General features: G+C 73.0%; 9 protein-coding genes. 8 read left to right on the top strand and 1 reads right to left on the bottom strand.

Features of this window, described 5'->3' with window-relative positions; genetic code table 11:
* Window positions 1-27: 27 nt before the first annotated feature.
* Both HQQ85_RS10125 and HQQ85_RS10120 read left to right on the top strand, forming a co-directional pair.
* The gene (locus HQQ85_RS10125) at window positions 28-2,211 is read left to right on the top strand and encodes an alpha-galactosidase (protein WP_173182370.1); all 2,184 of its coding nucleotides are present in this window, start codon (window positions 28-30) and stop codon (window positions 2,209-2,211) included.
* 96 nt (window positions 2,212-2,307) lie between these two features.
* Window positions 2,308-3,570 carry an ROK family transcriptional regulator gene (locus HQQ85_RS10120; RefSeq protein WP_173182369.1) on the top strand — a complete coding sequence of 421 codons (1,263 nt, stop codon included), beginning with the start codon at window positions 2,308-2,310 and terminating at the stop codon, window positions 3,568-3,570.
* Here the strand turns inward: HQQ85_RS10120 and HQQ85_RS10115 are convergent.
* A complete protein-coding gene (locus HQQ85_RS10115) occupies window positions 3,567-4,247 on the bottom strand; it encodes a GntR family transcriptional regulator (protein ID WP_173182368.1) in 681 nt (226 codons plus the stop codon). The two genes, HQQ85_RS10120 and HQQ85_RS10115, sit on opposite strands and share 4 nt — an antisense overlap.
* A 104-nt stretch (window positions 4,248-4,351) precedes the next feature.
* Here HQQ85_RS10115 and HQQ85_RS10110 point away from each other — a divergent pair, with 104 nt between their 5' ends.
* The 6 genes from HQQ85_RS10110 (at window position 4,352) to HQQ85_RS10085 (ending at window position 11,571) form a co-directional block, all read left to right on the top strand.
* On the top strand, window positions 4,352-5,395 hold the full coding sequence (locus HQQ85_RS10110; protein ID WP_173182367.1) for a substrate-binding domain-containing protein: 1,044 nt from the start codon (window positions 4,352-4,354) through the stop codon (window positions 5,393-5,395).
* A gap of 103 nt (window positions 5,396-5,498) precedes the next feature.
* A complete protein-coding gene (locus HQQ85_RS10105) occupies window positions 5,499-6,587 on the top strand; it encodes a mandelate racemase/muconate lactonizing enzyme family protein (RefSeq protein ID WP_173182366.1) in 1,089 nt (362 codons plus the stop codon).
* A complete protein-coding gene (locus tag HQQ85_RS10100) occupies window positions 6,584-7,624 on the top strand; it encodes an ABC transporter permease (protein WP_216851612.1) in 1,041 nt (346 codons plus the stop codon). Before HQQ85_RS10105 ends, HQQ85_RS10100 begins: the two co-directional genes overlap by 4 nt.
* Window positions 7,621-8,652: an ABC transporter permease gene (locus tag HQQ85_RS10095; protein ID WP_173182365.1), complete on the top strand. Its 1,032-nt coding sequence runs from the start codon at window positions 7,621-7,623 to the stop codon at window positions 8,650-8,652. Before HQQ85_RS10100 ends, HQQ85_RS10095 begins: the two co-directional genes overlap by 4 nt.
* Window positions 8,649-10,223 (top strand): sugar ABC transporter ATP-binding protein, encoded by a 1,575-nt coding sequence (locus HQQ85_RS10090; RefSeq protein ID WP_173182364.1) that lies wholly within the window; start codon window positions 8,649-8,651, stop codon window positions 10,221-10,223. Before HQQ85_RS10095 ends, HQQ85_RS10090 begins: the two co-directional genes overlap by 4 nt.
* Window positions 10,210-11,571: an MFS transporter gene (locus HQQ85_RS10085; protein ID WP_173182363.1), complete on the top strand. Its 1,362-nt coding sequence runs from the start codon at window positions 10,210-10,212 to the stop codon at window positions 11,569-11,571. The genes HQQ85_RS10090 and HQQ85_RS10085 overlap by 14 nt, the downstream gene beginning before the upstream one ends.
* Window position 11,572 lies beyond the last annotated feature (1 nt).

Here is an 11,572-nt window from a genome sequence, read left to right as displayed (position 1 = left end):
TCAAATAATTCGACGGAGAAGGACGAGATGAGTTCTGCACCCCACCGCATCCCCCACCTGCGCGCGGCGGGGGTGTCCCTCGTGGTCGACGCGTCGGGCGATGCCCCCTCGGTGCTGCACTGGGGCCGTGATCTCGGCCCGCTCTCCGCCGCGGAGCTCGAGGCCCTCCGGCTGACCTCGGGCACGGCCCGGCTGCACAACGCGCCCGACGTGGCGCGGCGGTTCCCGCTGCTGCCCGGGGAGCGACACGACTGGTCGGGGGTCCCCGGGCTGAGCGGGCACCGGGCGGGCGGGGCGACGACGCCGCGGCCCGTGCTGCGGGAGGTTCTCGTCGACGTGCAGGATGCCGGCGGCTCGATCGATCTCCGCTTCGACGACGCGGTCAGCGGGCTCACGATCGGGCAGCGGGTCACCCTCGAGCCGAGCGGGCTCGTCGGGGTGTCCGTGACGATCAGCTCGACCGCGTCGGCCGGCGACGCCCCCTACGACCTGGCCGGGCTCGTGGCCCAGCTGCCGCTGCCCGCCCGGGCGACGGAGATCCTCGACTTCACCGGCAAGTGGAGCCGCGAGCGCGAGCCGCAGCGCACGCCGGTGCGCGACGGCCTGCACGCCCGCGAGGTGCGCCGCGGCAAGCCCGGCGTCGACTCGCCGTACCTGATGGCGGCGGGTACCCCGGGCTTCGGGGCGGGCCACGGCGAGGTCTGGGCGATGCACGTCGCCTGGAGCGGCGATCAGCGCTGGTTCGTCGAGCGGCTGCCCGAGGGCGCCGGTGCGGCCTCCGCCGTGCTCGGCGGCGGGGAGCTGGTGCGGCCGGGCGAGATCCGCCTGGCCGCCGGCGAGACGTACTCGACGCCTCTGGTGCTGTTCGCCTGGTCGGGCGAGGGCCTGGACGGCGTCGCCGACCGCTTCCACGAGCGCGTGCGCTCCGACCGCCGGCGGCCGGGCGCTCAGCCACTCGTGCTGAACACCTGGGAGGCGGTCTACTTCGACCACGAGCTCCCCCGGCTGATCGACCTCGTCGACCGCGCGGCTTCGATCGGCGTCGAGCGGATCGTGCTCGACGACGGCTGGTTCCGCGGCCGCCGCGACGATCGGGCGGGGCTCGGCGACTGGCAGATCGACGAGGGCGTCTGGCCCGACGGGCTCGGCCCGTTCGCCGAACGGGTGCGCTCGCACGGGATGCAGTTCGGGCTCTGGTTCGAGCCCGAGATGATCAACCTCGACTCCGAACTGGCGCGCGCGCATCCGGACTGGGTGCTCGGCCCGGAGGCCGGCCTCGGCACCTCGAGCCGGCACCAGTACGTGCTCGACATCGCGCATCCGGAGGCCTTCGCCTACCTGCTCGACGCCATCTCGGCGCTGGTCGAGGCGTACTCGATCGACTTCCTGAAGTGGGACCACAACCGCGACCTGATGGAGGCGACCCGGCAGACCGCCGGCGGGACACCCGGGGTGCACGCGCAGACCCTGGCGCTCTACGCCCTGCTCGACGCGCTGCGCAGCCGCTTCCCCGCGCTCGAGATCGAGTCGTGCGCCTCGGGCGGCGGCCGCGTCGACCTCGGCGTGCTCGCCCGCACCGACCGCGTCTGGACCTCGGACTGCAACGACCCGATCGAGCGCCAGCGCATCCAGCGCTGGTCGGAGCTGCTGCTGCCGCCCGAGCTGCTCGGCTCGCACGTCGGAGCCGAGCGCTCGCACACGACGCACCGCTCGGCCGACCTGTCGTTCCGGCTCGCCACCGCGCTGTTCGCCTCCGCGGGCATCGAGTGGGACATCACACGCTGCAGCGACGAGGAGCTCGAGGCGCTCCGCCGCTGGGGTGGGCTCTACAAGGAGATCCGCGACCTCGTCGCCACGGGCCGCCGGGTGCACGCCGACCTGCCCGACGACGAGACCCTGCTGCACGGCAGCGTGGCCGCCGACGGCTCCCGGGCTCTCTACGCCTGGGCGCGGCTCGGCACCTCGGCCGCCGGTCAGTCGGGGCGGGTGCGGATGCCCGGGCTCGACGCCTCGGCGAGCTATCGGGTGACCGTGCGCGACGAGCTCGGGGCGGTGGCGCTGCACCAGGGCGAGGGGCCCGAGTGGTTCGACGCGGCCCGGGCGGGCGGCGTGGAGCTGCCGGGCACGGTGCTCACGGTGGCCGGGGTTCCGCTGCCGACGCTCGACCCGGCGCAGGCCGTCGTGCTCGACCTGCGGAGGATCGACGGCTAGCGGACGGGCCGCCTCCGCCCGCGGGCCGTCGGAACCCGCGGGCACCCGCCGCGGCTCCGCGACCGGCAGAATGGGGTGCACGACGGAAGGGTCGCGATGAGCAGCGTGCGGATCGGCGAGCGGGCGGGCGAGGCGCTGCGCGTGCTCGGGGCCGCGTCGCCGGCCGCCGTGGACATCTTCACGGGCATCCTGACCCATGGGCCGCTCTCGCGCACCGACGTCGCCAAGGCCACCGGGCTGTCGCAGGCCGCCGTCACCAAGGCGGTCGCGCCGATGATCGCCGCGGGGCTGATCGTCGACCACGACCCGGCACCGCGCGGCGGCCCCCGCGGACGGCCGGCGAACCCGATCAAGGTCGACCCGGCCTCGCTCGTGGTGCTCGGCATCAAGGTCAACCCGGGCGAGGTGATCGGGGTCGCCACCGATCTCGGGGCCCGGATGCTCGTGTCGGCCCATCAGCCGGTCGGCCGCTCCTTCGACGCGGTGGTCGAGGGCGTCGCCGAGATCGCCGAACGGCTCTGCGCCCTGCTCGGCGACCGGCGCGAGCGGCTCGCGGGCGTCGGGGTCTCGGTGTCGGGCGACGTCGATTCCCGGAACGGCGTCGTGCGCGAGTCGGCCCTGCTCGGCTGGACCGGCGAGGATCTCGGCGGTGCCCTGACCGAGCGGCTCGGCCTCCCGGTGCTGATCGAGAACGACGTGCGGGCGCTCACCATCGCCGAGCACTGGTTCGGCGAGGGCGTCGGCACGAGCTCGTTCGCCATCATCACGATCGGCAGCGGCATCGGCTGCGGGCTGCACGTCAACGGCGAGGTCGTCGAGGGCGCCTTCGGGGTGGCGGGCGAGATCGGACACCTGCCGCTGACCTCCGAGCGCTTCGTCTGCACCTGCGGCCGGCGCGGCTGCGTCGAGGCGGTGGCGTCGACCGGGGCGATCGTGCGCGCGGTGGCCGAGGCGGGCGGGGTGCGGGACGGGCATCCGGTCGCCTCGATCGCCGAGGCCGTGGCCCTCGCCCACGACGGCGACCCCGCGGCCGTCGAGGTCTTCGACCGGGCGGGCACGGTGATCGGCACGGCCATCGCGACGGTCGTGAACCTCACCGGGCCCGAGATCGTGCTGATCACCGGCGAGGCCGTGTCCGACTACGACCTCTACGACCAGCGGCTGCGCGCCGCCTTCGAGGCGCACGCCTTCGGCGCCGCGGGGCGCTGCCGCATCGTGCTGCGGCCGCACGCCTTCGAGGACTGGGCGCGCGGGGCGGCGGCGGCGGTGCTGCAGGGCATCGTGCAGCAGCGCTACCCGGCGCGGCAGCGGCCGGGACTCCGCCCCGCCGAGACGCCGGAAGCCCTCGTCGCCGGCTAGCGGCCGGCGGCCTCCGTGCCGAGCACCCGGCCGAGCGAGCTGTCGAGGTGGCCGCGCATCGCCTCGGCCGCCCGATCGGGGTCGCCGTCGCGGATCGCCCGGACGATCCCGACGTGCTCGTCGAGCGTGCCGTGGCCGTAGCTGCCCGCGTAGGAGAGCCGGAAGATGTGCAGGTGGCAGTGCGTCCGGGCGTAGGTGCGGCTGATCAGCCCGTTGCCCGCGGTCTCGAAGACCAGGCCGTGCAGCCGCTCGTCGTGGGCCGAGAGCGCGCCGGCCGGGAGGGCAGCCGGGTGACCGCTCATCGTCCCGAGCTCCGCGTCGAACGCCGCCAGGGCCGCGTCGTCGCGGCGCCGGGCCGCCGAGGCCGCGGCCGCCGGCTCGAGCAGCATGCGCAGCTCGTAGAGCTCGATCAGCTCGTCGCGGGTGAGCAGCTCGGTGGTGCGGTAGCCCCGGAGCGGCACCTTGACCACGAGCCCCTCGGACTCCAGCCCGGCGAGCGCCTCGCGCACCGGCGTCGGGGAGACGGAGAGCTGCCGGGCCGCGTCGTCGATGTTGATCCGACGGCCGGGCGGGATGGCCCCGGACATGATCAGGGCGCGCAGGTGCTGGTGCACCTCGGTGGGCCGGGGCGAGCCCGAGGCCGCGCCGAGCGAGTCGAGATACTGCCCCTCGAGCATCCGTCGCCCCCTCCTGCTTGACAGGATCCAATCTATCGTGGAGCATGGCTCAAATCCTATAGGAAAATCAAATAGGATAACTCGCACCCGATGGAGGCTCAACGATGAGACGCACCACGATTCCCCTCGCCCTCGCAGCGATGACGACGGCGGCCCTGCTGCTCGCCGGCTGCACCCCGCAGGCCTCGCCCGGAGGCGGTGAGGCGACCGGCCTCGACTCCGTGAAGGTGGCCCTCGTGCCGGGCGGCCCGCACCCGTACTTCCAGCCGTGGATCGCCGCGGCCGACCAGGCCAAGACCGATTTCGGCCTGGGCGACGCCACCTTCAACGAGACCGCCGGCTGGGACCAGACGAAGGAGAACGACGTCATCAACTCCCTCGTCGCCAACGGCTACAACGCCTTCGGCGTGTTCGGCGTCTCACCCACCGACATCAACTCGACCTTCCAGAACCTCAAGCAGAACGGCATCGCGAGCGCGGCGCTCGGCTCCTGCCCGGCCGGCGACACCAACGACGCCGACTTCTGCCTGTCGACCGACACCGAGGCCGCGGCCTACAAGGCGGCCCAGGCGACCATCGAGGCGATGGGCGGCAGCGGCGTGCTGGCGCACCTCACCGGGGTGAACGTCGACTCCAACACCCAGCGGCGCATCGCCGGGGTGAAGAAGGCGGTCGAGGAGACGAACGGCGCGGTCACCCTGCTGCCCGACGTGACCGACATCGACACCGACATCACCACCGCCCAGAAGGCCGTGGCCGACCTGCTCGCCTCGAAGGGCAGCGAGATCACCGGCATCGTCTCGACCGCGTACAACCCCGCGGTCGCCGCCGCCACCGCGGTGAAGGAGTCGGGCCTGCCCATCTCGCTCGTCGCGATCGACGACGACGAGACGATCCTCGCCGCGATCGAGGACGGCTCGGTGTACGCCACGATCGCGCAGAACCCCACCGGCCAGGCCTACGTCGGCAGCTACGCCCTCGCGAAGCTCGCCAGCAAGGAGTGCACGATGTCCGAGCCCGGCGCGATCATCGACTCCGGCTCCTTCGTCGTGACGAAGGAGAACGTGGCCAGCTACGACGACGAGCGCACCGCCGCGAGCGAGCAGCTGATGAAGGACTTCGACGCCGACTACCTCGTCTGCTCCTGACCCCGCACCCATCTCCCGGCCGCCCGGCGGCCGCCGTCCCTTCCGGCCGCCCCGCGGCCGCCGTCCTTCCGGCCGCCTCGCGGCCGCTGTCCCGGAGGCACCGATGCCGACCATCACCACCGCCCGCGCCCGCCTCGTCGACCTGGAGGTCGAGACCGTGCGCACCGACGCCGTTCAGAGCTTCATCAAGCAGGAGACGGTCTTCGTCGAGATCGACACCGACGACGGCCTGACCGGCGTCGGGTACTCCTACACGATCGGCACGGGCGGGCGGGCGGTGCTGTCGATGCTGCGCGACCACCTGCTCGACCTCCTGCCCGGGCAGGACGCGGCCGACGTCGAGGCGATCTGGCACCGCCTCTTCGCCTCGACCCGCGCGACCACGACGGGGGCGATCACCTCGCTCGCCCTCGCCGCGGTCGACACGGCGCTCTGGGACCTCAAGTCCCTCCGCGCCGGCGCCCCGCTCTGGCAGACGGCGGGCGGGTTCCGCCGCGAGGTGCCGCTCTACGACACCGAGGGCGGATGGCTGCACCTCTCGACGGACGAGCTCGTCGAGGGCGCGCTGCGATCGCGCGCCGCCGGCTGGTCGGGCCTCAAGATCAAGGTCGGCATGCCGCACGTCGCCGACGACGTCGAGCGGCTGCGCGCGGTGCGCGACGCCGTGGGCGACCGGATGGACCTGATGGTCGACGCCAACCAGTCCATGACGGGGGCCGAGGCGATCCGGCGGGCGAGGGCGTTCGAGCCGCTCGACCTGTTCTGGCTCGAGGAGCCGCTGCCCGCCGACGACGTCGCCGGGCACCAGCGGCTCGCCCGGGCGACGAGCATCCCGATCGCGGTCGGCGAGTCGATGTACTCGGTGGCGCAGTTCCGGGAGTACCTCGAGCGCGGGGCGGCCGGGATCGTGCAGGTCGACGTGGCGCGGATCGGCGGCATCACCCCGTGGCTGAAGGTCGCCCACCTCGCGGAGGCCTTCAACGTCGCGGTCTGCCCGCACTTCCTGATGGAGCTGCACGTCAGCCTCGTGGGCGCCGTGCCGAACGGCCGCTACGTCGAGTACATCCCGCAGCTGCGGGCCATCACCCACGGCGAGCTCGAGATCGTCGACGGCCGGGCCCTGGCGCCGACCGCTCCCGGTCTCGGCATCCACTGGAACCAGGACGCCATCGACGACCGGATCGTCGCGTGACGAGCCGCCCCGCTCTCGTGCGCTGGCTCGGCACCCCCCGCTTCGTGCTGATCGCGATCATCGCGGTGCTCGTCGGCGTGCTGATCGCCCTCAAGCCGTCGTTCCTGAACGGCGCCTTCGTGCTCGCCCCGCTGATCACCTCGATCGCGGTCTTCACCGTCGTCGGGCTCGCCCAGATGACGGTGCTCTCGATCGGCCACATGAACATCGCCGTCGGCCAGATGGCGGCGTTCGGCGCGATGGTCGCGGGCCTCTCGTTCGACCTGTTCGCGCTGCCGCTGGTGGCCGGCATCCTGCTCGGCCTCGTCGCCGGTGCCGCCATCGGGGCCGCGACGGGCTGGATGATCGCCCGCACCGGGGTCAACTCGTTCATCGTCACGCTCGCCATGAGCTTCGCGCTGCTCGGCCTGGTGCCGACCGTCTACTCCGCGCTCAGCACCGGGTCGGCCTTCGTGGTGAAGCCGGAGGGCTTCGACCTGCTCGGCCGCACCTCCTTCGCGTCGGTCTGCCTCGCCGGCTGGTGCGGCCCCGCCGCCATCCCGCTGATGGTCGTGCCGGTGCTCGTCGTGATGGCCGTGATCGGCCTGCTCTACCAGCGCACGCGCTACGGCCGCGAGCTGCTGCTGACGGGCAGCAACGTCACCGCCGCCGAGCTGTCGGGCATCCCCACCTCGCGGCGGATCGTGCTGGCCCACACGCTCTCGGGCACGCTCGCGGCGCTGGCGGGCATCCTGCTGGCCACCAGCATCGGCTCGTTCACGCCGTCGATCGGCGACGAGTTCATGCTGCAGTCGTTCGTGGGGCCGATCCTCGGCGGCACGCTGCTGGCCGGCGGCTACGTCTCGGTGGTCGGCACCTTCCTCGGCATCACGCTGACGCTGGTCATCCGCAAGGGGCTCGAGCTGTTCGGCGTGGGGATCGAGACGCTCAACGTGCTGCTCGGCATCATCCTGCTGGTGGCCCTCTCGGCCGACCGGGTGCGGGAGATCCGGCTGCGGAGAGGCCGCACCCCGACCGCCGAGGAGGTGCCGGCATGAACGGCGGCCGTCGCACCGGCGTGCGCGCCCTGCTGCGCTCGCAGAGCATCACCCTCGTCGTGATCGTCGTCGCCGGCACCGTGCTGCTCGGCCTCGCCTCGGGCGGCGACCTCTTCTCCCCCGTGGGCATCCGCACCTTCTTCCAGTTCCTGGCCGTGCCGATCCTGATCGGGCTCGCGCAGATGATCACGGTCGCCGTCGGCCAGCTGAACCTCGCGGTCGGCGCCATCGGCGGTGTCGCCGCCGCCCTCGCCGCCGTGCTGATGGCCGACGTCGGCGTGCCGCCCCTGCTCGGGGCGCTCGTCCCGCTCGCGGTCGGGCTGCTCGCCGGGCTCGCGAACGGCTGGCTGGTCGTGCTCACCCGCATCAACGGCTTCATCGTGACGCTGGCGACGATGACCATCCTGCTCGGGGCGCAGTACGCGCTCGTCGGCACCCGCACGGTGTCGGCCGCGAACTGGGAGCCGCTCGCCGCCGTCGGCCGGGCGACCGTCGTCGGCGTGCCGGTGATCTTCCTCGCCGCGGTGGCCGTCGCGGTCGTCGTGGCCCTGGCCTTCCGGTACACCCGCTCCGGGCGGCGCCTGCTGGCGAGCGGCGACAATCCCGAGGCCGCGCGACTGCTCGGCATCTCGAACGACCGCAGCGTCGTGCTGGCGCACGCCGCCTCAGGCCTCCTCTGCGGTGTCGCGGCGCTCGTCAGCCTCGCTGCACTTCCCGGCGTGAACCAGAGCGTCGGCGGTGACTGGCTGCTGCCGAGCTTCGCCGCCCCGATCATCGGCGGGGTCTCGCTGACCGGCGGCACCGTCGCCGTGCTCGGCACCGTGCTCGCCGCGACGGTCGTGCGCCTGGTCGACACCGCGCGGGCCGAGTTCCAGCTCGCCCCCGCCTGGGTGAACTTCGTGATCGGCGCCGTGGTGCTCGGTACCGTCGCCCTCGACCGGGTGCGGCAGGTGCGCGCCGAACGGCGGCGGGGCGCCGAGCGTGCCCAGGATGCCAGGACCCCCGAGACCGTGGAGGCCTCCCGATGACCGTTCCCGCTCTGCAGGCCCTCGCGATCTCCAAGTCGTTCCCGGGTGTCAAGGCGCTCGACGAGGTGTCGCTCACCCTGCTGCCCGGATCGGTGCACGCCCTGCTGGGCGAGAACGGTGCGGGCAAGTCCACCCTGATCAAGGCGCTCACCGGCGTGCACCGGCCCGACGGCGGGCGCATCCTCGTGGCCGGCCGCGACGGGCGGGCGGTGGAGACGTCGCTGGCCGACCCCGCCGCGGCGCGGGACGCGGGCATCGGCGTCGTGCACCAGGAGCGCAACGTCATCCGCGGCTTCACCGTGGCCGAGAACATCGTGCTCGGGCGGATGCCGCTGCGCGCCGGCCGGATCGACTGGACCCGCGTGCACGACGAGGCCGCCGCGTGCCTGGCGCAGCTCGAGGTCGCCCTCGACCCCGCCACCCCGATCGCCGAGTTGTCGTCGGCGCAGATGCAGCTCGTCGAGATCGCCCGCGCGCTCTACACCGAGACGCGGGTGCTGCTGCTGGACGAGCCGACCGCGTCGATCAGCGGCGCCGAGAGCGACCGGCTGTTCCGCGTGGTCGACCGGCTGCGCGACGAGGGGGCGGCCATTCTGTTCGTCAGCCACAAGCTCGAGGAGGTCTACGCGCACTGCGACACGGTCACGGTGCTGCGCGACGGCCGCTCGGTGCTCGAGTCGCAGCCGCTGGCCGCGCACTCGCACGACGAGATCGTCGACACGATGGTGGGGCGGGCGCTCGGCTCCCTCACCGTTCCGGCCCGCCCCGCACCGCGGAGCGAGGCCCCCGCGCTGGAGCTGTCGTCGGTGACGACGACCGCCGGGCACCACGGGGTCTCGCTCCGCGTGCGTCCCGGTGAGATCCTCGGCCTGTACGGGCTGGTGGGGGCCGGGCGCACCGAGCTCGCCCGGGCGATCGTGGGACTCGAGCGGATCACCGCGGGAGAGCTGCGGGTCGAGGGGGTGCCGGCGCGCATCCGCTCGGTGCGTCAGGCGCTGCACCGGCACCGCATCGGCTACGTGACCGAGAACCGCAAGGAGGAGGGCGTCTTCCTCGAGCAGAGCATCACGAGGAACATCGCGGTCACGGTGTGGCCCGAGCTGCAGCGCGGGCCCGGACTGATCAGCGCGCGACGCGAACGGGAGCTCGTGGCGCGGTTCGTCGACGACCTCGACATCCGCATCTCCTCGCAGGCCCAGCTCGCGGGGCGGCTCTCGGGCGGCAACCAGCAGAAGGTGTCGCTGGCGAAGTGGCTGGCCGCCTCGCCGCGCATCCTGATCATCGACGAGCCGACGGTCGGCATCGACCTGCGCACGAAGCGGTCGTTCTACGAGCTGATCTGGAAGCTCGCCGACGAGGGAATGGCGATCCTGCTGATCTCCAGCGACCTCGCCGAGATGATCACGCTGGCCGACCGGATCGCGGTGATGGACCGGTTCGTGATCACGGGGGAGCGCAAGAACAGCCACGAGTACGACAGCATGAGCCAGGAGATCATCCGGCTGATCCATTCGCACGGGGCGGAGGCCGGGCCGATCGGCGAGGAGGAGGGCATCGATGTCGCGGGCTGAGGGGACGACCGGGGTGAACCGGCGGGTGGCCGCGGCCGCGCTCGTGGGGTCGGCGCTGGAGTGGTACGACTTCTACCTCTACGGCACGGCCGCCGCGCTGGTGTTCAACCGCATCATCTTCACCGACGCCGAACCGACGGTGGCCACGCTCGCGGCCTTCGCGACGCTCGCGGTGGGGTACTTCATCCGGCCGCTCGGCGGGCTGATCTTCGGCCGGCTCGGCGACACGGTGGGGCGCAAGAACGTGCTCATCATCACGCTGCTCGTGATGGGCGTCTCGACCGTGGCGATGGCGTTCGTGCCCACCTACGAGCAGGTGGGGGTCTGGGCGCCGATCATCCTGGTCGTGCTGCGCGCCGTGCAGGGCATCGGGGCCGGGGCCGAGTTCGGCGGGGCCGCGATCCTCTCGGTCGAGAGCGCGCCGGCGCGATCGCGCGGGCTGCAGGGGGCGTGGCCGGCGGTCGGCGTCTACCTCGGGCTGCTGCTCGCCTCGGGAGCGTTCGCGCTCGTGACGCAGCTGCCCGAGGACGACTTCCTCACCTGGGGCTGGCGCATCCCGTTCGCCGCGAGCGTCGTGGTGATCGCGGTGGCGCTGTTCATCCGGCTGAAGCTCGCCGAAAGCCCGGCGTTCCTCGAGGCGCAGGAGCGGGCGGCCGCCGAGCCGACCGTGAAGGCGGCGCCGATCTCGTCGGTCTTCCGCTTCGAGAAGAAGGCGGCGTTGGTGCTGATCGGCAGCCAGACGCCGCAGAACGTGCTCGCCTACGTCAACCTCACCTTCCTCACCGCCTACCTCGTGGGCACTCTGAAGCTCGCGAACTCCGTCGGCCCGATCGCCGTCACGGCGGCCACCTTCGCCACGATGATCACCCTGCCGCTGTTCGGCGCGCTCTCCGACCGCGTCGGGCGGAAGCCGGTGGTGCTCTTCGGCATCGGCTTCTCGGCCCTGTTCGTCTTCCCGTACTTCGCGATCATCGACGGCACCCGCTCGCCCCTCGGCATCACCCTCGCCGTCGTCGTCAGTCTCGGCGTGGGCGTCGGCGCGATGTTCGGGCCTCAGGGCGCCTACTTCTCCGAGCTGTTCACCGCCCGGGCCCGCTTCACGGGCCTCGCCTTCAGCCGCGAGGTCGCCGGCGCGCTCTCGGGCGGCCTCACCCCGCTGATCGCGGTGGCCCTCGTGGCCGCGGCCTCGGGGGCGTCGTGGCTCGTCGCGCTCTTCGTCATCGCCGCCTGCGCCATCGGTTTCGCGGCCACCGCCCTCGGCCCCGAGACCCGCGGCCGCTCCCTCGACGCCCTCACGCCGGCCGAACTGGCCACCTCCACCCCGCCCCGCGGCCCCCTGCCCCGCTAGG

It is taken from the genome of Herbiconiux sp. VKM Ac-2851, from assembly GCF_013205105.1.
GTDB classification, from domain to species: Bacteria; Actinomycetota; Actinomycetes; order Actinomycetales; family Microbacteriaceae; genus Herbiconiux; species Herbiconiux flava.
The sequence above is the reverse complement of the archived record's forward strand: the minus strand, read 5'-3'. Positions and strand labels throughout refer to the sequence as shown.